This window comes from Desulfosalsimonas sp. (genome assembly GCF_055149105.1).
In genome coordinates this window covers 1-22,516 of the sequence record NZ_JBSRLA010000060.1, presented here as the reverse complement: position 1 = coordinate 22,516, position 22,516 = coordinate 1, and the positions used below count along the sequence as shown (strand labels likewise).

24 protein-coding genes and 2 tRNA genes are annotated in these 22,516 nt (G+C 51.4%); 20 read left to right on the top strand and 6 right to left on the bottom strand.

Going from position 1 to position 22,516, the window contains the following annotated elements; translation table 11 throughout:
* Positions 1 to 80 precede the first annotated feature (80 nt).
* Positions 81 to 710 (bottom strand): class I SAM-dependent methyltransferase, encoded by a 630-nt coding sequence (locus ACTCIA_RS13375; RefSeq protein ID WP_463002312.1) that lies wholly within the window; start codon positions 708 to 710, stop codon positions 81 to 83.
* 359 nt (positions 711 to 1,069) lie between these two features.
* On the opposite strand from ACTCIA_RS13375, the gene ACTCIA_RS13370 reads away from it, so the two are divergent.
* Positions 1,070 to 2,224 carry an O-antigen ligase family protein gene (locus tag ACTCIA_RS13370; protein ID WP_463002311.1) on the top strand — a complete coding sequence of 385 codons (1,155 nt, stop codon included), beginning with the start codon at positions 1,070 to 1,072 and terminating at the stop codon, positions 2,222 to 2,224.
* A gap of 4 nt (positions 2,225 to 2,228) precedes the next feature.
* Here ACTCIA_RS13370 and ACTCIA_RS13365 read toward each other — a convergent pair whose 3' ends face one another.
* From ACTCIA_RS13365 to ACTCIA_RS13350, 4 genes are read right to left on the bottom strand one after another with little or no spacing between them, the layout of a single operon-like run.
* Positions 2,229 to 3,389, bottom strand: a complete 1,161-nt coding sequence (locus ACTCIA_RS13365) for a glycosyltransferase family 4 protein (RefSeq protein WP_463002310.1) — start codon at positions 3,387 to 3,389, stop codon at positions 2,229 to 2,231.
* Between the two features lie 50 nt (positions 3,390 to 3,439).
* Positions 3,440 to 4,318 carry a lipopolysaccharide kinase InaA family protein gene (locus ACTCIA_RS13360; protein ID WP_463002309.1) on the bottom strand — a complete coding sequence of 293 codons (879 nt, stop codon included), beginning with the start codon at positions 4,316 to 4,318 and terminating at the stop codon, positions 3,440 to 3,442.
* 10 nt (positions 4,319 to 4,328) lie between these two features.
* A complete protein-coding gene (locus ACTCIA_RS13355) occupies positions 4,329 to 5,030 on the bottom strand; it encodes a glycosyltransferase family 2 protein (protein ID WP_463002308.1) in 702 nt (233 codons plus the stop codon).
* Positions 5,031 to 5,088: 58 nt separating this feature from the next.
* On the bottom strand, positions 5,089 to 6,228 hold the full coding sequence (locus ACTCIA_RS13350) for a glycosyltransferase family 4 protein (protein WP_463002307.1): 1,140 nt from the start codon (positions 6,226 to 6,228) through the stop codon (positions 5,089 to 5,091).
* Positions 6,229 to 6,497: 269 nt separating this feature from the next.
* On the opposite strand from ACTCIA_RS13350, the gene ACTCIA_RS13345 reads away from it, so the two are divergent.
* The 19 genes from ACTCIA_RS13345 to ACTCIA_RS13255 all read left to right on the top strand — a co-directional run bounded on the left by ACTCIA_RS13345 (position 6,498) and on the right by ACTCIA_RS13255 (position 22,231).
* A complete protein-coding gene (locus ACTCIA_RS13345; RefSeq protein ID WP_463002306.1) occupies positions 6,498 to 7,811 on the top strand; it encodes a glycosyltransferase family 87 protein in 1,314 nt (437 codons plus the stop codon).
* A gap of 32 nt (positions 7,812 to 7,843) precedes the next feature.
* On the top strand, positions 7,844 to 9,067 hold the full coding sequence (coaBC, locus tag ACTCIA_RS13340; RefSeq protein WP_463002305.1) for a bifunctional phosphopantothenoylcysteine decarboxylase/phosphopantothenate--cysteine ligase CoaBC: 1,224 nt from the start codon (positions 7,844 to 7,846) through the stop codon (positions 9,065 to 9,067).
* Positions 9,064 to 9,789, top strand: coding sequence for a uracil-DNA glycosylase (locus ACTCIA_RS13335; RefSeq protein WP_463002304.1), 726 nt, complete (start codon positions 9,064 to 9,066; stop codon positions 9,787 to 9,789). Before coaBC ends, ACTCIA_RS13335 begins: the two co-directional genes overlap by 4 nt.
* A gap of 131 nt (positions 9,790 to 9,920) precedes the next feature.
* Entirely contained in the window at positions 9,921 to 10,250 is a 330-nt protein-coding gene (locus ACTCIA_RS13330; RefSeq protein WP_463002303.1) for a Rho termination factor N-terminal domain-containing protein, read from the top strand.
* Between the two features lie 14 nt (positions 10,251 to 10,264).
* Positions 10,265 to 10,840: a 5' nucleotidase, NT5C type gene (locus ACTCIA_RS13325; protein ID WP_463002302.1), complete on the top strand. Its 576-nt coding sequence runs from the start codon at positions 10,265 to 10,267 to the stop codon at positions 10,838 to 10,840.
* Positions 10,804 to 11,802, top strand: coding sequence for a site-specific tyrosine recombinase/integron integrase (gene xerA, locus ACTCIA_RS13320; RefSeq protein ID WP_463002301.1), 999 nt, complete (start codon positions 10,804 to 10,806; stop codon positions 11,800 to 11,802). Before ACTCIA_RS13325 ends, xerA begins: the two co-directional genes overlap by 37 nt.
* Positions 11,803 to 11,819: 17 nt before the next feature.
* Entirely contained in the window at positions 11,820 to 12,383 is a 564-nt protein-coding gene (gene hslV / locus ACTCIA_RS13315; protein WP_463002300.1) for an ATP-dependent protease subunit HslV, read from the top strand.
* Positions 12,380 to 13,768, top strand: a complete 1,389-nt coding sequence (gene hslU / locus ACTCIA_RS13310; RefSeq protein ID WP_463002299.1) for an ATP-dependent protease ATPase subunit HslU — start codon at positions 12,380 to 12,382, stop codon at positions 13,766 to 13,768. The genes hslV and hslU overlap by 4 nt, the downstream gene beginning before the upstream one ends.
* Before the next feature lie 43 nt (positions 13,769 to 13,811).
* Positions 13,812 to 14,705 (top strand): acetylglutamate kinase, encoded by an 894-nt coding sequence (gene argB / locus ACTCIA_RS13305; RefSeq protein WP_463002298.1) that lies wholly within the window; start codon positions 13,812 to 13,814, stop codon positions 14,703 to 14,705.
* Positions 14,702 to 15,907, top strand: a complete 1,206-nt coding sequence (locus ACTCIA_RS13300; RefSeq protein ID WP_463002297.1) for an acetylornithine transaminase — start codon at positions 14,702 to 14,704, stop codon at positions 15,905 to 15,907. Before argB ends, ACTCIA_RS13300 begins: the two co-directional genes overlap by 4 nt.
* 11 nt (positions 15,908 to 15,918) lie before the next feature.
* A complete protein-coding gene (argF, locus tag ACTCIA_RS13295; RefSeq protein WP_463002296.1) occupies positions 15,919 to 16,827 on the top strand; it encodes an ornithine carbamoyltransferase in 909 nt (302 codons plus the stop codon).
* Between the two features lie 184 nt (positions 16,828 to 17,011).
* Positions 17,012 to 18,223: an argininosuccinate synthase gene (locus ACTCIA_RS13290; RefSeq protein WP_463002295.1), complete on the top strand. Its 1,212-nt coding sequence runs from the start codon at positions 17,012 to 17,014 to the stop codon at positions 18,221 to 18,223.
* 8 nt (positions 18,224 to 18,231) lie between these two features.
* Positions 18,232 to 19,635 (top strand): argininosuccinate lyase, encoded by a 1,404-nt coding sequence (gene argH, locus ACTCIA_RS13285; protein WP_463002294.1) that lies wholly within the window; start codon positions 18,232 to 18,234, stop codon positions 19,633 to 19,635.
* A gap of 2 nt (positions 19,636 to 19,637) precedes the next feature.
* Entirely contained in the window at positions 19,638 to 20,117 is a 480-nt protein-coding gene (locus tag ACTCIA_RS13280; protein WP_463002293.1) for a hypothetical protein, read from the top strand.
* A complete protein-coding gene (gene folK, locus ACTCIA_RS13275) occupies positions 20,114 to 20,668 on the top strand; it encodes a 2-amino-4-hydroxy-6-hydroxymethyldihydropteridine diphosphokinase (RefSeq protein ID WP_463002292.1) in 555 nt (184 codons plus the stop codon). Before ACTCIA_RS13280 ends, folK begins: the two co-directional genes overlap by 4 nt.
* Complete coding sequence (fsa, locus tag ACTCIA_RS13270) at positions 20,668 to 21,312, top strand: fructose-6-phosphate aldolase (protein ID WP_463002291.1); 645 nt, start codon at positions 20,668 to 20,670, stop codon at positions 21,310 to 21,312. Before folK ends, fsa begins: the two co-directional genes overlap by 1 nt.
* 65 nt (positions 21,313 to 21,377) lie before the next feature.
* The gene (pgsA, locus tag ACTCIA_RS13265) at positions 21,378 to 21,971 is read left to right on the top strand and encodes a CDP-diacylglycerol--glycerol-3-phosphate 3-phosphatidyltransferase (RefSeq protein ID WP_463002290.1); all 594 of its coding nucleotides are present in this window, start codon (positions 21,378 to 21,380) and stop codon (positions 21,969 to 21,971) included.
* A gap of 83 nt (positions 21,972 to 22,054) precedes the next feature.
* Positions 22,055 to 22,129, top strand: a tRNA-Gly gene (locus ACTCIA_RS13260).
* A 27-nt stretch (positions 22,130 to 22,156) separates the two neighbouring features.
* Positions 22,157 to 22,231, top strand: a tRNA-Cys gene (locus ACTCIA_RS13255).
* A gap of 83 nt (positions 22,232 to 22,314) precedes the next feature.
* On the opposite strand, the gene ACTCIA_RS13250 is transcribed toward ACTCIA_RS13255, so the two are convergent.
* On the bottom strand, positions 22,315 to 22,516 hold a 202-nt coding region (locus tag ACTCIA_RS13250; RefSeq protein WP_463002289.1), incomplete at its 5' end, for a hypothetical protein.

Genomic DNA, 22,516 nt, shown 5'->3' with positions numbered 1-22,516 from the left:
ATTACAGCCTTGCCGATGAACCGGGAACTTAAACATGATAAATTGTCGGATAAAATATAATTGAAAACTTTTATCTTTAATCATGCGAAATGTAAGATAAATTCTTCCGGATTTTGTAAATGTTCGATAACATGACGAACCGATATGAGATCAAAACTGTTATCTTCAAAAGAGACTGAGGACAAATCTCCCAGATATACATTTAAACCGGCTTTTTGGCAGGTTTCGACGGCATTACAGTTGAAATCAATCCCCTTCATCTCCCAGCCAAGCTTGTTCATAGATAGGATGAATTTACCATTTCCGCACCCTATATCAAGCGCTTTTGAATCCGGAAAATAACTAATCGAGTCTTTATAAGCAAAGGCGGAGCAGACAGGTGCTAAAAAGCGAAAAAACCAGTTTACATGTAGGTGTTTGTAATTGTATTTATATTGTAAAACAGCTGTTTTCATTTTTGAAGGTGTTGATTCCTTCGGAAATTGATGAACTGCGTAGCTGTTTGGATAAAAATTCTCCACTTGCTGTTTTTCAGGAATTGGATTCTGGAAAATTAGATTACATTGATTACATTGATAGTATTTATAGTAATTATACGAAGTTAAAAAAAAGTCTGTGCTTTGAAATGATAACCTTGCAGAAGAATTACATAAGGGGCATTTATCGGCACCAGAATTTTGACTGCTATTTTTCTTAAAATCTTTCAACATTTAGCCTCTAATGAATCATGGGTAGTCTTTTAATAACTTTAAGATAATTGCTGTTAAAGTTTTTTCTATCAATATCAGGTGTTTTTTTATAACTCCTTATTGCTAGTTAGAAGAATATATTGGCCAATTTGTAATTATAACCAAATTAAATAAACTTGTAAAGAAAGAAAAAAGCTGGGTGTACTCTAATACCTTGAAAAATTATGCAATAAAAAAATGGTAGTGGATATAATAAACCAGATAGTAAAAGTAATGGTTAAATTGTTTTTCTTGTGCTATGGGTGGTTGCTGGCAAAAACAGGGATGGCTGAAACGATTTTATCTTCATTATATTGTACTCAAGTTTTAAAGGGTTTTGCATGAAACCATTTTTTTTAGGAAAAAGGGAGGTCACAATATTGTTGTGGCCGTTTATTATTTATATTTTATGTTTTTTTATGCCCATTACGTCTAAAGCGCAGAACAATATTTTTTATATTATTGTATTATTACCTTTTTTGTTTTGGGTGAAAAAGGATTTTATCCTTGGCTTGTTTCGTTCTCGTATAATGGTGTTTGTAATCCTTTTTACGCTTTATCTCACGATCCGCAGCTTGTTTTTTGTTCCCTTTCACTTCGGTGAGGCAATTGATCCGGTTAGACATTTTATTTCTTTTTCCTGCTTTTTTGCTCTCTGTACTGCTTTGTTTTATAAAACGCATTTGGAAGTAATATTAAATAGAGTTACTATGTGGGCTGCAATATACGGTGTTGGCAGTTCTGCTTATTTTTTTTTCCAAAATGGTTTCAATTGCCGGTTGGAATATATGGGACCGGTAAGTCATCCTATTATCGGCGCCTCTGTATATGCTTTAACAAGCTTATTTGCTTTGCTTTCCAATTCCGGTGGCCGACATAAGACCGCGCTTACAGCAGGTTTCTTGTTATTCATATGTGTACTTTTCTCTGGCAGCAGGGGGCCCTTAATTGCTCTTATTGCAGCGGCCTTAACTGGTGCTGTACTAACAAGACGCAAATGGCCATTGGGTTTGTTTTTCTTATTAGGATCATTGATCTGGTTGAGTTACCATTATGATTTGTTACATGTTGATCGTCTAATCGTCTTTTCTTCCAGCTATCGTTTTGATATCTGGGCTCAAGTGATAGTTGATATCTGGAAAAATGGTAATTGGGTTTTTGGAAATTCTTTGTTGGCTGATCGAAGCGTTGCGGTTGGTGGGGAAATTTTTGCCCATGCCCACAGTGGTTATATTTCAACTTTGTTTCAAGGTGGGGTTGTTGGACTTTTATTGCTGCTTATACTTATTGGAGTCGCAGGATGGCATGTAGTTATTTCACGTCGACGCCCTAACTTCTCTTTTGGGATATCGCTTTGGATTTTCGCTGTGCTCATCATACTAACGGATAACAGCAAAATGCTTGATGGGCCAGGAGGCCTTTGGTTTTATTTTTGGCTGCCTCTTGCTTTTTTATCTGCAAGTGAGCTTAACACAAAAGGTCCAAAAAATGCGTAAGGAATTAAGGATTATTCGGGTAAAAAGGATGCTGGCTTTCACTAAGGGATTCTTCTATGAGTTTTAAATAGTTGTGGCGAAACACATTTATATTGTGGTTGGCTTCCACATACTGGTAAGCTTGTTTTCCCTTGTTTTTCAGTTCGCTTTCAGTGAGTATAAGATATTTATCCAAGGCGTTTATTAGTGCATCAATATTAGCCGGATCCACAACTATGCCCCCTGCTTCTTTAGCCAGCTGACTCATGCCTGGTACATCTGAAACAATAACTGGAAGTTCTCCAATCATACCTTCTAAAAGGGCTATGCCGAAGGCTTCTGAAAGGGAAGGCATCGTCCATATATCAAAACCCCGAACGTATTGCACTGCGTTTTTATGGTAGCCAAGCAGATGCGCACGTCCTTCCAGCCCAAGTTTTTTTATTTCGGATTTCAAATTTTTTTCCTCCGGACCTGCCCCAATGATTGATAGTTGAACTTCCGGGTATTTATCTTTGATTTGAGCGAAGGCCTGCAATAAATATTGATGCCCTTTTGTGTGCACAAGACGTCCAATTGTACCAATTATGCGTGCCCGGGGGTTAAGGCCAAGTTGAAGCCTCGCTTTGGTGCGCGGTAATTGAAGCTTCTTTATTTTTATAACGTCAATGGCGTTTGCTATGGTTATAGTATTTTTCCTGTTAAAACCACAATTGCAGTCTATCAAATACTGGGTTACTGCAGGAGAAACTCCCACAAAGCGCCAGGATGGGTCAATCAAATGCCTAAACCTGAATCGTCGAAAGAAGTTATCGAATTCACCAAAAGCATGTATGATACCAATGCATAGAGGTATTTTCAGACATTTATTGAGGAGCATTATCATTTTAATCGGTTTGAATCGATGGGCAATCACCACGTCATATTTTTCTTCCAGACAAAGATTATAAAGTTTCTGGAGGGGTCTAAAGCTATGGTGCTTTGTTTCTTTTTTACTGAGATCAAAGAATACAGAATGTTCTGCTTGACTTTTAACATCATCCGGACCGGGTTGGCCTGTTAGAAAAGCAGTGGTTACCTCATATTTTTCTTTTGGTAACGCCCTGATGATCTGTTCACTCAGGTCTGATGTACTGTTGGGGTTGTAACGCACCTGAAGCTGAAGAACCTTGATTTTGCGAGTCATTCTATATCTTGCTCCTAAAACCTATCTGGAATTTTTATTCATGAAATTGCTTAATCGGATTTGAATTTTCCCTCAGTCTTTTTTTCCGTATGCCGCCTGATCCGCTCTGTTTTTTTTTGAATCCAGAACCACTGGAGCCGGTCCATCATTGCCGGGGTCTTTCTGCCATTATAAAAGAGCAGCAGATTCAGGCGGTCCTGCTCGGTAAAAACCGTCTCTGGCAAGCTGTAGTTAAGGCGTGCAAGACTTTTGATTTTCCACCTTAGCCGCAGGACGCTGTGTTTTTCAACCCGCTGCAGATCGAAGAGAGCAAGAGCGGGCTCATCAGATTTGGTCGTGTAATCCAACAGTATGTGCGTGGCATTAAAATCCCTGTGGTTAAATCCGCTTTTGTGCATCCTTTTTGCCAGTGAAGAGAGGCTTTGGATGAGGATTTCCCTGCGGATTTGTCCGGCAGAACCCTTTAGAAAATCCGGATTTGTCTTTAACAGATATTCCAGTGAAATATACGGATGAAAATCTTCGGTAAGCAGGAAGGATTTTGTCCGGAAAAAACGGATCCGTTTTTCACCAGCAGCCACGGGGTGCACTGTAGGGATGCCTTTTTTTCGAAATGCACAAATATTTTCAAACTCAAGCATTCCCTGGGAGACACTTTTCTTGAGTCCCAAAAAGCAAAGAAATGACCTCACCGGGATAAATTCGGTTTTGTGCCTTTTCAGATAAAGCCTTCGAACCCGGTCCTGCAGGCCGATTTTAATGCAGGTCACTGAACGGGGCTTGATATTTTTGATGATTGTCCCGGATTTGCTGGTCCAAAGGGATTCGAACGAATCGAGCCGGTTTTGCTTTAAAAAATATTTATCTTGCTGGTTGATGACAAGATTTTGATATTTTGCGTATCCTATGGGAGAAGAAAATCTTTCCATCCGGCCCTGTTTATCCTCTCCTCAAAAGGTTGAATTTGACAATATACCATATGGCCTTAACTCCGTCTTTCCAGCTGATTTTTTTGCCCTGATCATACACCCGGGGTTCATAATAAATGGGCACCTCAAAGATCCGGGCTTTTCTTTTGGCCAGTTTTGCGGTTATCTCCGGCTCAAAGCCGAAACACCGGCATTCGATTGGAATCTGTTTGAACAGGTCAGTACGGATCATCTTATAGCAGGTTTCCATGTCGGTTAGATGCAGGTTCGTGAATATATTTGAAAAAAAGGTAAGAAATTTATTGCCGTAATAATGCATAAAGCTGTCCACCATGACCTCATTGCCGGAATACCGGCTTCCATAGACGGCATCAGCATTGTTTTCCACAAAAAATTTATACAGGCGCGGATATTCCAGGGGATTGTATTCCAGATCCGCATCCTGAATAATGACCAGGTCTCCGGTTATCCATTCTCTTGCCGTGCGAATGGCTGCGCCCTTGCCGAAATTGGTTTCATGATGAACGATTCTGACCTCATCGTCGCTTTCATATTGATCCAGAAGATCGCCGGTGCAGTCAGTGGAGCAGTCGTTGACCACAATGATCTCCTTGGGCAGATCAACGGATTTAACCTTTTCAATGAGTTCGACAATGGTATCTTCTTCGTTGTATACGGGAATGATAACAGAGAGTTTGAGATTTTTTTTCATTTGTTCGTCATCCTTTGAAGTTGATCAAAACCCGGCTGCAACATTGCCCCGCTTCCGGTCAGGGTTTTGAGCACAATATTTGACCGGATGCAATGTTTTCAATGACATCCGCAGACTTTTCATGACGGCCGGACACATCGGTTGCGGCAAGATAGGCTTTGGCGTTTTCCCTCCACCGGCGCTTGTCCTGAGAATCGAGCATAAAGGCCAGCATGCTGTTTAATGCTTCCTGACGGAAAGGTGAGGCAACGATTTTTCCGGCGTCTGCACTTTTTATATGTCCGGCATATCCGCAGGCATCCGTTGCCAGAACAGGCAGGCCCGCTGCCATGGCTTCAATTAAGACCGTGCCGGTATTTTCGTGATAGGCCGGATGCAGCAGCAGATCGGCACCCGCCAGAAACCGGGGCACATCGTCGCGTTGACCGGTAAAATAAACCTGAGAAAAGACCCCCAGTTTTCTGGCCAGTCGCATATATGCCCCCTTTTTCCCTTTGCCGACAATCACAAGCCGGGTAGCGTCTTTTAAATGCCGGGGAAGGGCGGCCATTGCTTTTATGGCGCGGTCAACTCCCTTTCGCCGGTAATCTGAACCCACCATCAGGACCACGTTTTCAGCCGGCTGGATATCAAATTCCCGCCGCCATTCCTTTCTGGTTCCCGGGATATGCGCAAGGGCCATCCGCTTTTTGGAAATTCCCGGTGGTACAGCATGAAACCGGTTTTCATCGGTTCCATAATAGTCGATATACTGTTTTTTGGTTTTTTCAGATATGGAGATGATATGCGTCTTTGAATTTTTATCAAAAACAGCCCGCTCCATTGCTTTTAGTGTCCGGCAGCGGCCTGACATTCTGTATAAAAAGTTTCTTTGATCAGCCATTGCTGCATAGCAAACATCTGAAGCAAAGTATATGTCCAGTCCGGGCATTTTGTTAAAACCCACAACCGCGTCATAATCCGCAGCAGCAATGATGCGGTTTACCTGTTTTGCAAATGACTGATAACGGCGGTGGTTTGTCAGATGACGGCTGGGTATATCAAAAATATTTAAATTTTCAGGCAGCCGGCCTTCCCGGGAAAGCGTGTATACATCCAGTTCATGGCCCCGGTTGACGCAGGTCCGGGCAAGTTCTAAAAAGCCACGCTGCAGACCGCCATAAGGAAAGTATTTAAAAAGACAAAATGCAAATTTCATGAATCAATCCGAACGCTGAAAATTTCATTGTCGTCTGTTTAGCATTTTTCCTTGATAAGTCAAGGATGCATCAACCCGTGGCAGGGTTAAATGATTTTTCAGCCGCCTTCTTTAACCCCTTGCATATTGACACTATCAGGGTTTTTGGATATGAACCAAAAAACGGTTTTGGATTGCTTTCTTGAAACTCCTGCGTGCAGGGTGATTGCGAAAAAAACAGTATTTTTTTCTTTTCTTTATTTCAATCTGACAATTTTCGGAAAAAGAAAATGCGAGTGAATTTTAAAAAGCTGTTGATTGCCGGATTTGTTCTTCTTTTTCTTTTCGCCGGGGTGCGGGTGGTGGACAAGGCCCTTGAAGACCGCACCGCGTTTCTGCGATGGACAGAGCACAGCCAGACCCTTCTGGCCGGCGAAACCGTTTACGGGGATGAAGGCGGCAGGTATCCGAACCTTCCGTTTATGCTAATGATTCTCATGCCGTTTCATGCCATGGGGCCTGTAGCCGGCTCCATTGCGTGGATGATTTTCAAATTTGGGATACTATTGTTTATTTTCCGGGCCGTGGTCAGGGTGACCCAAAACAACGGGCCGCCATTGCCGTACTGGGCGCTTTTTCTGATGCTATTGTTAAGTGCCCGGGTGTTTCGCTCGGATTTGACCCATGGCAATGTCAACCTGGTCATCGGCGGGCTCATTGTCTGCTCCATGTTTTGTCTATACCATAAAAAGGATTTTTTATCCGGCCTGAGTATCGGGCTGGCAACGGTTTTAAAAGTCACGCCGGCCCTGTTTATCCCGTATTTTCTATACAAACGGAAATGGTCCTGCGCAACAGGGGCTTTTGCAGGAATTGTTGTTTTTTGCTGGATCATTCCGGGTGCGTTTCTTGGTTTTGAGTTCAACAATCAGCTCATCGGGCAATGGTACAATCAGATGATTCATCCCTTTATAAGCGGCGAACCGGTAAGCTATATGCAGACCCAGCATTACAACCAGTCCTTTACCGGTCTTTTTTATCGCCTACTGTCGGATTCAACAGCAATCGAAGCAGATCCTTCCAAAGGCGTGGAAGCCATGAAAATCAATCTGGTCTCACTTGATCAAAAAACCGTTGGTATGATTGTTAAAACATCATTTCTGATTGTATTGGCGGCCCTGGCCTGGTTTTGCCGGACCCCGAAGGACAGACCGCAGCATTTGGGCAACCTTGGCGAGTTTGCGCTGATTTTTCTGGCCATGCTGTTTCTGTCCGAGCGCTCCTGGAAGCATCACTATGTGCTGCTCATCCTGTCCCACGGATTTCTGTTTTATTATCTGCTGATCATGAAACCCTCGGGATGGAGAAAAAAGGTGCCGCTGGCCCTTCTTGCAATCGCAGCTTTTCTGCACACATTTACGGCCAGCAGTTTCTTTGGCAGCCGCGGCAGTGACATCCTGGAATCCTACGGGGTTTTTCTCATCGGCGCAGTCTGTCTTTTCATTGCCTGCGGCACGGCATTAACCGTGCTGCGGAGGGAAAACTGGCCGCCGCGGGGTTCCATTTCCGGGGCTCAGACCGGAGTTGATCCAGCTCAGGTTTGACAAAAACAGCCAATCGGGATATTTTCTCTTTTATGGAAAACTGGTCTCCCATAAGCGGAAAAACCATATTGCTCGGGGTTTCCGGCGGAATTGCCGCCTATAAGAGCGTGGAACTCATGCGGCTTTTGCAGCGTGCCGGAGCCAGGGTGAAGGTGGCCATGACCCGCAATGCGGCCGCCTTTGTCGCGCCCCTGACATTTCAGGCCATATCCGGCAGCCCGGTATTTATGGAAATGTTTGACAGCCCTGAAGAGGATGCCATGCGCCATATTTCCTTGGCCGAGGCCGCGGATGCGGCAGTGATTGCGCCGGCCACCGGAAATATTATCGGCAGGCTGGCAAACGGGATTGCCGATGACGCCCTGACCACCCTGATGCTGGCTGTGACCGCGCCCAAGCTGATCTGCCCGGCCATGAACACCCACATGTATGAAAACCGTGCGGTGCAGCGAAACATTGAAACCCTGGAATCCGACGGCTACATCATTGTGGAGCCCTCTGAAGGCGAGCTTGCATGCAAAGCCGTTGGACCCGGCCGGCTTGCGGATCCGGCAGGCATTTATGAGCACATCATCAATGTTTTTCTGCCAAACGATTATTTCAACAAGCGGGTGCTTGTCACGGCCGGGCCCACCCGGGAGCCCATGGATCCGGTCCGGTTTGTCAGCAATCCCTCATCCGGGAAAATGGGCTATGCCATTGCCAGGGCCGCGGCCGGAAGAGGGGCCCACGTGGTGCTGGTCTCCGGGCCCACGGATTTGGAGGAACCGCTTGGCGTGCGCCGGATCAACGTGGAAACCGCCCGGGAAATGGCCGATGCGGTCTTTGCCGAATCCGATGCCGCAGACGTGATCATCAAAGCCGCGGCCGTGTCCGATTACACGCCTGCGGATGTGGCGCCCCACAAGCTCAAAAAGGGTGAAGACGCCCTCACTGTTGTTTTTGACCGGACCCCGGATATTCTTGCAGAACTCGGGAAAAGAAAAAAATCCAACCAGGTGCTGGTGGGTTTTGCAGCAGAAACCCGGGACCTGGAAAAAAACGCCACCAAAAAACTGGACGCCAAAAACCTGGACATGATTGCCGGCAACCTGGTCATCGGACCGGAATCCGCGTTTGCCGCCCAAACCAGCAGCATCCAGCTGTTTTTCAAAGACGGCACCAAGGAGCCGCTGCCGCCCATGGACAAGCAGGCAGCCGCCCATGTGCTGCTTGACCGGATACTTTCGGCCGGGTCGGCGGGGGCCGGCAAATGACAGAGCCGGGCCGGATGGATTTGGATATCGTGCAGGAAGTACGCCAATACCTGCTTTATTTAAAGGAAATGGGATGCACGGGCGCACCCTTGGGCGAAGATGCACAGCACATTGTGCAAAAATGGAGCGGCGAAAAAAAGGCAGCTTCCAGCCCTGAAACCCATCTGCCGGAACATGACAGCCTTGATGTCATTTTAAGCGATCTGGCCCGCTGCCGCAGGTGCCGCCTGGCCGATTCCCGCAGGGCTGTGATATGCGGGCAGGGAGCAGCCGGCGCAGATATTATGTTTATCGGTCCCTTTCCGGAGTTGGCCGATTCAGACTTCGGGATGCCCTACAGCGGCGAGACCGGGCAATTGCTCACCCGCATCATCGAAGCCATGGGTCAAAGCCGCCAAAGCGTCTACATCTGTCATGCAGTCAAGTGCAGGCCACCGGAAGAGCGGCTTCCGGACCGGTTCGAGGCCCGGGCCTGCCGCATCTGGCTAAAGCGTCAAATCCGGGCCGTATCCCCGAAAATCATCTGCGCCCTTGGCGGCTTTGCCGCCCAGAGCCTGCTGGGCACTGATGAACCCATCTCCCGCCTGCGCGGCCGGTTTCATGATTATGAAGGTATTGCTGTAATGCCCACCCACGAGCCGTCCTACCTGATGGTGCACCCAAAGGCCAAAAGGGCGGTTTGGGAGGACATGAAACAGGTCATGGCGCGCATAACTCATTAAATATGCATTGACATTCCAATCCATTTGGTTTTATATAATGTAGTTTAAAGTTGATAGATTGCGGGGGCTTTTTTGAAACCTCCGTTTTGTATTTTTGAGCAACCTGTAAACCATTGAAATGAGGATTGAAAATGGCGAAAAAGGAAAAACAGGCAAAAGAAAAACCCCTTGAGAAGCACACAGCCCCGGAACTGCGCGACATTGCCAAAGAGTTGCCGGATGTCACGGGCGCTTCGGGCATGAACAAGGCCGAACTGATCGCGGTGATCAAAAAAACCCGTGGGATTGAGGATTCTGGCAGAAAAAAGCAGTCGGAAACGTCAGTACGTCAGATCAAGGAAAAAATCCGGGAACTGAAGAAAAAACGCCAGGAATTTCTGGAAAACGATGACCGGAAAATGGCCGACATTTTCCGCAAGCGCATCAGCCGCTTAAAGAAGAAAACCCGGAGGGCGGCCTGAATCGAAAAACCGGCATGAAAATTGATCCAAAAAGCCTGGCTTTTGATATCGACGGAGTGGTGGCAGATACCATGTCTTTGTTTCTGGCCATTGCCGACAAGGACTTCGGCATCCGCCACATCCGCTACGAGGATATCACCGGCTATGACTTGGTGGAGACGGCATCCATAGATCACGGTGTGATGTGGGAAATCATCCTCCGGATACTGGAAGGGCGCTACGATTATCCCCTGGCCCCCATTGACGGCGCCCCTGACGTACTCCGGCGGTTAAACCGTATCTGTTCGCCCACTTTGTTTGTCACCGCCCGGCCGGAGGCCGGCCATATTACCGGGTGGATGTGCGATGTTCTGCAAGCCGGGCGCGAATGCATCGAGGTGGTGGCAACGGGTTCATTCGAGCACAAGCAGGAGGTGCTGGAAAAACACAATATCACCCATTTTGTGGAAGACCGGCTGGAGACTTGTTTTCTGCTGGCCGAAGCCGGCATCAACCCCATTGTTTTTAGACAGCCCTGGAACCGAAAGCCCCATCCTTTTGCCGAGGTGGGCACATGGCGGGAACTGCAAACCATGATTTCAATGGAATGAGCAAAACTGCCGCAACCAAACTGGTGGATTCCTTCGTGGATTACCTGGCCGCGGAAAAAGGATACTCAGATCATACCTGCAGGGCCTATGCCCGGGATCTGAATGATTTTCTGGCCTATTTTTCCGACTGGCAATCAACTGATCGAGTCCGGCAAAAAAAGGGGCAGGGCGGAGAGACAGACAATGCGGCGGGCACGGACATCGAAGAGATCAGCGCCCTTGTAATCCGCAGTTATCTGGGCCAGCTGCACCGCCAGCAGATCAAAAAGACCTCCATCGCCCGCAAACTGTCTGCCATCCGCTCTTTTTTCAATTACCTGGAAAAGCACCACGTGATCTCCCGGAATCCGGCAACCCAGGTGATCACCCCAAAGCAGGACAAGCCGGTGCCGAGTTATCTCACCGTGGATGACGTTTTCCGGCTCATTGATTCCGTTTCCGGAGACAGCGTGGCTGCAAAGCGCAACCGCGCTATACTGGAGACCCTTTATTCCACCGGAATCCGGGTCTCGGAGCTCACCGGGCTTGACGTGGAAAACGTGGATTTTGACAACCGCACAGTCCGTGTTCTGGGTAAAGGCTCCGTGGAACGGATTGTGCCCATGGGGGGCAAGGCCGCTGAAGCCATCCGCGACTACCGGCGTGCGTTGTACGGCAACAGCGCAAAAACCCCGGATATCTGGAAGGGGCCATTGTTTTTAAACAAAAACGGCGGGCGGCTCACCCAGCGCTCGGTTGCGCGCATGCTGGATCAGGCCGCCCGGGCCGCCGGGCTGACCATGCCGGTGTCCCCGCATGATCTGCGCCATACGTTTGCCACCCACCTGCTGGATGCAGGGCTGGATCTGCGTATGGTACAGGAGCTTTTGGGGCACAGGCAGCTGTCCACGACCCAGAAATACACGCATGTGAGCATTGACCGGTTGATGGCCGCATATGACAGCGCCCATCCCAGAAAATAAAACAAGGCTGGATTCTTATGTCTGAAAATCCGCACGGTACCACCATTCTGGCAGTCCGGTATAACGGTTGTGCAGCCGTGGCCGGAGACGGCCAGGTGACCCTGAACAATTCGGTGATCAAGCACCAGGCCAAAAAAGTGCGCCGGATCTACAACGATCGGATCATTGCCGGATTTGCCGGGGCCACGGCAGATGCCCTGCATTTGTCCGAAAAACTGGAAGGCAAGCTGGAGCGCTACAACGGCAACCTGACCCGGGCGGCCGTGGAATTGGCCCGGGACTGGCGGACCGACAAGTACCTGCGGCGCCTGGAGGCCATGATGATTGCTGTGGACGCCGCCCAGATGCTTTTGATATCCGGAAACGGAGATGTGATCGAACCGGATGAAGGCGTGATCGCCATCGGCTCCGGGGGCGTGGCCGCCCATGCCGCGGCCTCTGCACTCATGCACCACGCCCCGGCCCTGGAACTGACCGCCGGGCAAATCGTGCGCCAGGCAATGGAGATTGCCGCCGGCCTGTGTGTGTACACCAATCACGTGTTTGTAATCGAAGAAATTCAGGAAAAAACCGCCTTATGACGGACTTAAAGCCACAGCAGATTGTTGCTGAACTCGACAGATACATCATCGGCCAGCAAAATGCCAAAAAATCGGTGGCCATTGCCCTTCGAAACCGCTGGCGCAGGCGTCACGTAGAGCCGGATCTGCGCGATGAAATTGCCCCGAAAAACATTATTCTCATCGGCCCCACGGGCGTGGGCAAAACAGAGATCGCCCGCCGCCTGGCCCGGCTTACGGATTCGCCGTTTTTCAAGGTGGAGGCCTCAAAATTCACCGAGGTGGGCTATATGGGCCGGGATGTGGAATCCATGATCCGGGATTTGCTGGAAATGACCATTAATCAGCTTAAAATCCGCGAGCAGGAGGCGGTGCAGCCCAAGGCAAAGGAAATGGCCGAAGAGCGGGTACTGGACATGCTTTTGCCGGAAACCGGTGCCAGTACCCCGGTCCAGCGCCAGCAGCCCCATGCGGCGGCCACGGATTCGGAATCCGGCACTGCCCGGCAGGGCACTTCCGCATCCGCCACCCGGGAAAAACTGCGCAGAATGCTAAAGGACGGCAAGCTGGATCACCGGCCCGTGGAGATTGAAACCCAGGACAAGTCCACGCCCATGATGGAGATTTTCTCCAACACCGGCATGGAGGAAATGGGGATTAATTTCAAGGATATGCTCGGGGGGCTCATGCCCAGGGGATCATCGAGAAAACGGCGCACCACCGTGGCCGAAGCCATCGAGATTCTCACCCAGGAAGAAGCCCAGCAGCTGGTGGACATGGACAAGGTCACCAAGGACGCCATTGAAAAAGTCGAGCAGTCCGGCATTATTTTTCTCGATGAAATCGACAAGATCACGGGCAAGCAGGGCGGAGGACAGGGCCCGGACGTGTCCCGGGAGGGCGTGCAGCGCGATCTTCTGCCCATTGTGGAGGGCAGCACGGTGACCACCAAGCGCGGGCCGGTGCAAACCGATCATATCCTGTTTATGGCCTCAGGGGCGTTTCACACCACCCGGCCCTCGGACCTGATTCCGGAACTCCAGGGCCGCTTTCCCATCCGGGTGGAGCTGGATTCTCTTGGCAAAGGCGATTTTGTACGGATTCTCACAGAACCCCAAAACGCGCTGCTGCTGCAATACATTGCCCTTTTGCGCACAGAGGGTATTGATCTGTCCTTTGCAGACGAGGCCGTGGATGAAATCGCCGGTTTTGCCGAGACGGTCAACAATGAAACCGAAAACATCGGGGCCCGGCGGCTGCATACCCTTATGGAGCACCTGCTGGCGGATCTGTTGTTTGAGGCCCCGGACACTGAAGAGAAAAAAATAGAGATCGACCGAGCCTTTGTGAATGAAAAACTCCGGGATGTCCGGCAGGATCAGGACCTGAGCCGATACATCCTGTAACTGACGGCATACTTTTGCCGGCGCTTAAACGGAAAAAACAGCCATGACCCCCAATGTCGCAGACATCCTTATAGAGGCGCTGCCGTATATCCGGTATTTTTCCGGCATGACCCTGGTGGTCAAGTACGGGGGCAATGCCATGGTCGACGAACAGCTAAAGGAGGACTTTGCCAGGGACATCACCCTGATGAAGTTCATCGGCCTGCATCCGGTGGTGGTCCACGGCGGCGGCCCCCAGATCAACAAGGTGCTCGAACGCATGGGCATCAGCCCGAGATTTGTCCGGGGCATGCGCTTTACCGACCAGGAAACCATGGATGTGGTGGAAATGGTGCTCGGCGGCAAGGTCAACAAGTCCATCGTGGCCCAGATCAACCGCCAGGGCGGTAAATCCGTGGGCCTGACCGGAAAGGACGGCGGTCTGCTTCAGGCGGAAAAGCTGCAGATCATGCACCAGCCCGACGAAAACAAGCCGCCCGAAATCCTTGATCCCGGGCTTGTGGGACGGGTCACCAGTGTGAATTCCGAACTGATCAGCAGTTTAAGCGCCCAGGGCTTTATCCCGGTGATTGCCCCCGTGGGCGTGGGTGCGGCCGGCGAGACCTTTAACATCAACGCAGACCTGGTGGCCTCCCGTGTGGCCGGCTCCCTGAAATCCGGGCGCCTGATCTATCTCACGGACGTGGACGGATTAATGGATGCCCGGGGCAATCTGGTGACATCTGTGGACGCGCCCACAGTGAAGCGGATGATCCGGGAGGGAACCATTTCCGGGGGCATGATCCCGAAACTCGAATACGCCCTTGATGCTCTGGAAAACGATGTGGAAAAAGTGCAGATCATCAACGGCACCAAGCGCCATGCCCTGCTTCTGGAACTTTTCACAGACCAGGGCATCGGCACTCAGGTCACAGCACAGGCAGGTACGGAAAAATGAGCAAAGACTATATCCAGCGGGCCGACAAGGTCGTGGCCAATACCTACAAGCGTTTTCCCCTGGTGTTTGAACGGGGCCGGGGATGCACCCTCTGGGATACTGAGGGGCGGCAGTACACCGATTTTGTGGCCGGCATTGCCGTTTGCAACCTGGGCCACGCCAACCCGGAGATTTCCCGGGCCCTTGCCCGGCAGGCGGACAAACTGTTTCATGTATCCAACCTGTTTTATACCGTCCCCCAGGTGGAGCTGGCGGAATGGCTTGTGGGACGATGTTTTGCCGACCGGGTGTTTTTCTGCAACTCCGGGGCAGAGGCCAATGAAGCCGCCATCAAGCTTGCCCGCAAAACCTTTTTTGACCAGGGCGATTACAACCGCTGGCGGATTGTGACCATGGACCAGTCCTTTCACGGCCGCACGTTTGCGACGCTTTCGGCCACGGGCCAGAAAAAGGTGCGCGAGGGCTTTGAGCCGATACTGGAAGGATTTGATTTCGTGCCCTTCAATGATATGGAGCAGCTCGCGGCCGCTGTGACGGACAAAACCTGTGCCGTTCTCCTGGAACCGGTCCAGGGCGAGGGGGGGATACGCTGCGCCGACCCCCGGTATCTCAGGGACGTGCGCCGGCTCTGTGATGAAAAGGGGATCATGCTGATTTTCGATGAGATCCAGACCGGCATCGGCAGAACCGGAAAATTGTTCGCTCACGAGCATTTTGATGTGCAGCCCGATATCATGACCCTTGCCAAGGCCCTGGGAAACGGCCTGCCCATCGGCGCCATGCTGGCCACGGAACAAGCCGCTGCCGCATTCACGCCCGGAGCCCATGCATCCACCTTTGGCGGCACGCCCGTGATCACTGCGGCAGCCCTGGAGGTGCTAAAGATCATTGAAGCTGAAAACATCCTTGAGCACTGTCAAAAGGTCGGCGATTACTTCAAGTCCCGCTTGCTGTGGCTAAAAGAGCGGCATCCGGTTGTCGAGGAGGTTCGGGGGGTGGGCCTGATGCTGGGCATGAAGCTTTCGCAAAAAGGTGCCCCTGTTGTGGAGGCCTGCATGGAAAAGGGGCTTTTGATCAACTGCACCCAGGAAAACGTCCTGCGGTTTGTACCGCCTTTGGTTATTACCGCAGAAGAGGTGGACCGGCTTGTGGCATGCCTGGACGATATTTTTGCCGGCACCGGTACAACTGAAACCTGCTAGAGGAAAATGATTTGAAAAAAGACCTATTGACCCTGACGGACCTGGATGCGGCAGACATGGACCTGCTGCTGTCCCGGGCCAGGCAGCTCAAAAAACGGCATAAAAAGGGGATTCAGGACTGGTCGCTGATCGGCAAAACCGTGGGCCTGATTTTTGAAAAAGCCTCCACCCGGACCCGGATTTCCTTTCAGGCCGCAGCTGCCCAGCTCGGGGGAACGTCTTTGTTTATCAGCTCGGCCGATACCCAGCTGGCCAGAAACGAGCCTGTTGCCGATACGGCAAGGGTGTTGGAACGCTACCTGGATGCCCTGGTGCTGCGCACCTATTCCCAGGACATGCAGGCCGAGTTTGCCCGTACGGCCGCCATTCCGGTCATCAACGCCCTTACTGACCTGTATCATCCCTGCCAGGTGTTAAGCGATCTGCTCACGGTGCTGGAATACAAGGGCCGGTTTCAGGGGCTGAAAATCGCCTGGATCGGGGATGGCAACAACATGGCCCATTCCTGGATCAATGCCGCGGCCATTCTCGGATTCGAACTGGTACTGGCCTGCCCGCAAAATTATATGCCCGATCCGGCCGTGGTCAAAGGCGCCGGGAACAAAGCCCCTGTCCGGGTAATCCACGACCCGCAAGAAGCCGCATCCGGTGCGGATGTGATCAACACGGACGTGTGGGCCAGCATGGGCCAGGAAGATCAGGCCGCGGCAAGACAAGCCGTGTTTGCGCCCTTTCAGGTCAATTCCGGGCTCATGGCCAGGGCCAAAAAAGATGCCATTGTCATGCACTGCCTGCCGGCCCACAAGAATGAGGAAATCACGGAGGAGGTCTTTGAAGGCCCGCAGTCTGTGGTATGGGATCAGGCGGAAAACAAGCTTCACATGCACAAGGCGATCCTGGAAACATTGATCAACCGGTAGGTGATACCCGCTTTTTTTGCAGCACAGGAAATGATACGCCTGTAAAAAGTCTTTTTTACAGGCAGTGTTAAGTTTTAAGTGATTAAGTGTTAAGTAAAATCAAGACATTATTTTTTTTATTATTTGTCGGTTATAGAAGATTCTGAACTTACGGGTTCATCAGGAGATAACAGGAGAAAATATTTTGGAAAAAAAGATCAACAAGGTTGTTTTGGCCTATTCCGGCGGCCTGGACACATCGGTGATTTTAAAATGGCTGGCTGAAACCTATGATTGCGAGGTCATTGCTTTTGCCGCAGACATCGGCCAGGGCGAGGAACTCGACCCCATTGATGAAAAAGCCAGAAAAACCGGGGCTTCTGCGGTTTATATCGACGATCTGAAAGAAGAGTTTGTGCGCGATTACGTGTTTCCGGCCTTCCGGGCCAATGCCATCTACGAGGGCCAGTACCTGCTGGGCACCTCACTGGCTCGACCCTTGATAGCCAAGCGCCAGATGGAAATCGCAAAAGAGCAAAACGCCGAGGCCGTCAGCCACGGTGCCACCGGCAAGGGAAACGATCAGGTGCGCTTTGAGCTGAGCTATTACGCCATTGATCCGTCCATCCGGGTGGTGGCCCCCTGGCGGGAATGGGATCTCAACTCCCGCACCGCCCTGATGGCGTTTGCGGAAAAACACGGCATTGCCGTGACCTCCACAAAGGAAAAGCCCTACAGCACGGACCGCAACCTGCTGCACATCAGCTATGAGGGCGGAATCCTGGAAGACCCCTGGAACCCGCCGCCCGAAGACATGTTCGTGCTCACTGTATCGCCGCAAAACGCCCCGGACAAAGCCGAAATCATGGACATCACCTTTGAAAACGGCGACCCGGTTGCAATTGACGGTCAAAACCTGTCCCCGGCCCGGCTGCTTGCGGAGTTAAACCGCCGGGGCGGGCAAAACGGCATCGGCCGGGCTGATATCGTGGAAAACCGTTTTGTGGGCATGAAATCCAGGGGCGTGTATGAAACCCCCGGGGGCACCATCCTGCGCAGCGCCCACATGGCCATGGAGTCGATCACCATGGACCGGGAGGTCATGCATTTGCGCGATTCCCTTATTCCCAGGTATGCGGAGATGGTCTATAACGGATTCTGGTTTGCCCCGGAGCGGGAACTGCTGCAAACCATGATTGATGAGACCCAGAAAAACGTATCCGGCGTGGTGCGTCTGGAACTCTACAAGGGGAACTGCCGGGTGCTGGGCCGAAAATCCGCGCATTCCCTTTACAGCGAGGACTTTGCCACGTTTGAGGACGACACGGTTTATCATCAAAAGGACGCCGAGGGTTTTATTCGCTTAAACTCTCTGCGGCTGCGGATTCGCAAACTCATGGAAAAACAGGGGGCATAGATTCGGTCATGAGCCTCAAACCCTGGGACGGCCGGTTTTCCGAGCCCACAGACAAGGCCGTGGAGGCCTTTACCGCATCCATTGACGTGGACCGACGGCTGTACAACTATGATATTGACGGCAGCATTGCCCATTGCAGAACCCTGGCCCGGGCAAAAATTTTAACCCGGCAGGAGGCCGTGGATCTGGAAGAGGGTCTGGAAAAGGTCCGCCAGGAAATCGCCAGGGGCGAAATGGCGTTTTGCGACCGGCTCGAAGACATTCACATGCATGTGGAAGACCGGCTTTCGGCCCATGTGGGCGATCTTTCCCGGAAACTGCACACCGGCCGGAGCCGAAACGATCAGATTGCCGTGGACGAGCGGCTCTATCTCAAGGCTGAAACCCGGGGCATTCTTGTCCAGCTCAAGGATTTTCGAACTGCGCTGGTGGATCTGGCAGAAGCCAACATCCATGTGGTCATGCCCGGATATACCCATTTGCAGCGGGCTCAGCCGGTTTTGTTTGCCCATCACGTGATGGCTTATTATGAAATGCTTGCCCGGGATTTCGGCCGGTTTGCCGGCGCCCTGGACCGGATGGATGTCATGCCCCTTGGCAGTGCGGCGCTTGCCGGAACCACCTATGATCTGGACCGGGCCTACACAGCCGGCCTGCTCGGGTTTTCAAAGATTTCCGAAAACAGCATGGACGCGGTATCTGACCGGGATTTCATGCTGGAGTTTGCCGCTGCGGCCAGCATCTGCATGACGCATTTGTCCCGCCTGTCCGAGGAGCTGGTGTTGTGGTCTTCCGCCGAATTCCGGTTCGTGGAGCTTCCGGATTCATTCTGCACCGGCAGCAGCATCATGCCCCAGAAGAAAAACCCGGACATCCCTGAGCTTGTCCGGGGACGCACAGGCCGGGTCACGGGCAACCTGGTCAATTTGCTGACGTTGATGAAATCCTTGCCCCTGGCCTATAACCGGGACATGCAGGAAGACAAAGTGCCTCTGATGGAAATTGTTGACACCCTGAAGGCCTGTCTGGATATCTATACCCGGATGATTCCCAATATCCGGGTCAACCCGGAAGTGACCGAAAAAGCGGCCAACAGCGGGTTTCAAAACGCAACCGATCTGGCCGACTACCTGGTGGCAAAGGGCATGGCTTTTCGCCAGGCCCATTCCTGCGTGGGAAAGGCCGTGGCCTATGCCCTGGATTGCGGAAAGGAACTCCACGAGCTGAGTCTGCAGGAACTGCAGCAGTTTGATCCGGGCATTGAGGAAGATGTGTATGCGGCCATGTCTGTTGCCCGGATGATCGACAGAAGAAAGGTTTACGGCGGCACGGCCGGCGCCAATGTATCGGCTGCCATTGCCCGGGCCAGAAAACAACTGGTCAGTTCGTTATCTGAAATCCCGGGAGCATAAAAATGACACCAGGCCATCAGAGAGCAATGTTTACAGGATGGAAAACAGCTGTTTTGCTGGCTGCAATCCTTATGCTGTTTGCCGTTTCCTGCGGCAAAAAGGGGCCGCCAAAGCCGCCTGCGGCTCTGCAGCCGGTCCCGGCAAGCGATCTGCGTCTTGTGCGGAAAGACAGCATGCTGGTATTAACCTGGCAGCTGCCCGGAGGCTGGCAAAAAGATTTTGCACAGCCTGCGGGATTTTACGTGGAAAGGGCCATGACATCTGTAAAAGAGGATTGCCCGGGATGTCCGGTGCGCTTTGAGCGGGTGGAGCGGATCAATTTCCAGGAGGGCCGCATAAAGAGAGAAACATGGCGGTTTGCCGATGCAGTGCAGCCGGATATGGTCCAGCGCTATCGGGTGGTGAGTTTCGGGGAAAAAGGCGCATTGGGTGAGCCGTCATCGGCTGTGGTGTTTGACCCCGGATCAAACAGTGATTCATGAATATTTCGCCGCTTACAGAAAACAAGACCGCCTATATTGCAGTGGGCGCCAATCTCGGCGACCGGGAGGCCGCCTGCCGGCAGGGCGCGGAAATGCTTTCGGGAAACCCGGATATACGGATTTTTGCCCATTCCTTCTATTATGAGACTGCGCCCATGGGCTATGACGATCAGCCGTGGTTTGTCAACGCGGTGTTTGGCGTGGAAACCGGGCTGGATCCGGAGCAGTTGCTGGCGCGATTAAAAGAAGCGGAAAACAGGGCAGGGCGGGACCGGGGCACAATCCGGTTCGGCCCCAGGGTGCTGGATCTGGATCTGATTTTTTACAAAAATGAAATCATTCATACCCCGGATCTGGTGGTGCCGCATCCGCGAATGCACCAAAGGGCCTTTGTGCTGCGCCCCCTTGCCGACATTGCCCCGGAGCTGATACACCCGAAACTGGGCCGTTCGGTCCGGGATCTGCTTGCGGACCCGGCCATAGCTGACCAGGACTGTAAGCGGTTAAATTTTAAACCTTACAACCTGAACCTGGAATTAAGGAGTTTTTGATGAAATTTTTTATTGATACAGCCAATGTTGACGAAATCCGTGAAGCCAATGAAATGGGAATGGTTGACGGCGTGACCACCAATCCCAGCCTCATTGCCAAAGAAGGCCGGGATTTTAAACAGATCATAAACGAAATCTGCGAAATCGTGGACGGCCCCATCAGCGCCGAGGCCGTGAGTCTGGATGCTGAAGGCATGATTGCCGAGGCACGCGACCTGGCAAAGATTCACAAAAATATTGTTGTGAAAATTCCCATGACCATTGAAGGCATGAAAGCCGTGCGCACCCTGGCCGGAGAGGGCATCCGTACCAACGTGACCCTTGTATTTTCCCCTCTTCAGGCGCTGATGGCCGCAAAAGCCGGGGCCAGTTATGTGAGCCCTTTTGTGGGCCGGTTAGATGACCTGTCCCAGGAAGGCATGGACCTGGTTGAGCAGATTGTGAGCATTTATGAAAATTACGGGTATCAGACCGAGGTGATCGTGGCCAGCATTCGAAATCCCCTGCACGTGCTGGAATCGGCTTTGATCGGGGCGGATATTTCCACGATTCCGTTTTCCGTGCTCAAAAAACTGGCCGCCCATCCGCTAACGGACAAAGGTATTGAGGCGTTTCTCAACGACTGGGAAAAGGCCAAAAAGTAAGAGTCCAAACCGGGGCAGCCGGCCTGCGTTTTGCGCTCCGGCTGCCCGCAGCCAAAGGGACGATCATGAACGAAAAACCCCGGTTATTTTCCGTCCGGATTCTGGGCCACCCCAACAGCCTGACCTTGTTTCGGGTGGCGGCCGTACCCCTGTTGATCCTGCTGATGCTTTTTGACAACCGCATCTGCGGTATTTTGGCCGCCCTGGTGTTTTCGGCAGCCGCAATCACGGATTATTTTGACGGGTATGTGGCCCGCAGATACGGCCTGGTTTCGAGTATGGGCAAGGTGCTCGACCCCCTGGCAGACAAGTTGCTGATTTCCTCTGCGTTTATCATGCTCGTGGCCCTTGGCCGGGTGCCGGCCTGGGCCGTGTGTATCATCCTCGGCCGGGAGCTTGCCATCACCGGCCTTCGAAACGTGATTGCCGAACACGGCCAGGACGTGTCGGCTTCCATGCTGGGCAAATACAAGACCGGTTTCCAGATTGCCGCAGTGATCCCCCTGCTGATCCATTATGTCTACTTCGGGCTTGATTTTCAGGCAGTTGGCATGCCTTTGTTCTGGATCGCCCTTGTGATTACCATCTGGTCCGGTGCTGATTATTTCATACGTTTCTGGAAGTATATATACGAAGGCTCCGGGCAGGGCAAGGCGTGAAAAATCCCGTCATGGATGGGAACGCAATTTTTTGTTGACAAGAAAATTAAAACCCCTTATTAGTGGGGTCACAATTTCGATGAGCGGGAATAACTCAGTGGTAGAGTGCAACCTTGCCAAGGTTGAAGTCGCGAGTTCGAATCTCGTTTCCCGCTCCATTTTTATTTTTGGGCTCTGATTTTTTAGGCGGCATAGCCAAGTGGTAAGGCAGAGGCCTGCAAAGCCTTTATTCCCCGGTTCGAATCCGGGTGCCGCCTCCATTCTTCCCTTGTAAAATCAGCAACTTGCATTTTTAAAATGGACGCTTTTCGGTGTCCATTTGGTGTCCACCCGGGTCCAGCCCTTATTTCGCCTTATCAATCTTTATAACCTCGGCTTTCTTCTTCTCAGACGCCTTTTCCCAAAGCTCTTTTAGTGAGCCCTGGTAAACCGCCTGGTCGTCGGAGTGCGCCATAAGATACCGGCTCATGGCCTTGTCGGTTGCATGCTGTGAACCGCCGCGCTTGATCTGCTCCGGGGAAAGCACTTTCTTCACCGCTGTCATT

Coding starts and splice junctions, on each gene's coding strand:
- ACTCIA_RS13335 (WP_463002304.1), top strand. CDS start 9,064: ATGACAGAGCCGGGCCGGATGGATTTGGATATCGTGCAGGAAGTACGC.
- coaBC (WP_463002305.1), top strand. CDS start 7,844: ATGGAAAACTGGTCTCCCATAAGCGGAAAAACCATATTGCTCGGGGTT.
- argH (WP_463002294.1), top strand. CDS start 18,232: ATGAGCCTCAAACCCTGGGACGGCCGGTTTTCCGAGCCCACAGACAAG.
- ACTCIA_RS13375 (WP_463002312.1), bottom strand. CDS start 710: ATGTTGAAAGATTTTAAGAAAAATAGCAGTCAAAATTCTGGTGCCGAT.
- ACTCIA_RS13345 (WP_463002306.1), top strand. CDS start 6,498: ATGCGAGTGAATTTTAAAAAGCTGTTGATTGCCGGATTTGTTCTTCTT.
- ACTCIA_RS13280 (WP_463002293.1), top strand. CDS start 19,638: ATGACACCAGGCCATCAGAGAGCAATGTTTACAGGATGGAAAACAGCT.
- ACTCIA_RS13370 (WP_463002311.1), top strand. CDS start 1,070: ATGAAACCATTTTTTTTAGGAAAAAGGGAGGTCACAATATTGTTGTGG.
- ACTCIA_RS13300 (WP_463002297.1), top strand. CDS start 14,702: ATGAGCAAAGACTATATCCAGCGGGCCGACAAGGTCGTGGCCAATACC.
- ACTCIA_RS13350 (WP_463002307.1), bottom strand. CDS start 6,228: ATGAAATTTGCATTTTGTCTTTTTAAATACTTTCCTTATGGCGGTCTG.
- hslU (WP_463002299.1), top strand. CDS start 12,380: ATGACGGACTTAAAGCCACAGCAGATTGTTGCTGAACTCGACAGATAC.
- pgsA (WP_463002290.1), top strand. CDS start 21,378: ATGAACGAAAAACCCCGGTTATTTTCCGTCCGGATTCTGGGCCACCCC.
- ACTCIA_RS13325 (WP_463002302.1), top strand. CDS start 10,265: ATGAAAATTGATCCAAAAAGCCTGGCTTTTGATATCGACGGAGTGGTG.
- ACTCIA_RS13330 (WP_463002303.1), top strand. CDS start 9,921: ATGGCGAAAAAGGAAAAACAGGCAAAAGAAAAACCCCTTGAGAAGCAC.
- hslV (WP_463002300.1), top strand. CDS start 11,820: ATGTCTGAAAATCCGCACGGTACCACCATTCTGGCAGTCCGGTATAAC.
- folK (WP_463002292.1), top strand. CDS start 20,114: ATGAATATTTCGCCGCTTACAGAAAACAAGACCGCCTATATTGCAGTG.
- ACTCIA_RS13365 (WP_463002310.1), bottom strand. CDS start 3,389: ATGACTCGCAAAATCAAGGTTCTTCAGCTTCAGGTGCGTTACAACCCC.
- fsa (WP_463002291.1), top strand. CDS start 20,668: ATGAAATTTTTTATTGATACAGCCAATGTTGACGAAATCCGTGAAGCC.
- ACTCIA_RS13355 (WP_463002308.1), bottom strand. CDS start 5,030: ATGAAAAAAAATCTCAAACTCTCTGTTATCATTCCCGTATACAACGAA.
- xerA (WP_463002301.1), top strand. CDS start 10,804: ATGGCGGGAACTGCAAACCATGATTTCAATGGAATGAGCAAAACTGCC.
- argB (WP_463002298.1), top strand. CDS start 13,812: ATGACCCCCAATGTCGCAGACATCCTTATAGAGGCGCTGCCGTATATC.
- ACTCIA_RS13360 (WP_463002309.1), bottom strand. CDS start 4,318: ATGGAAAGATTTTCTTCTCCCATAGGATACGCAAAATATCAAAATCTT.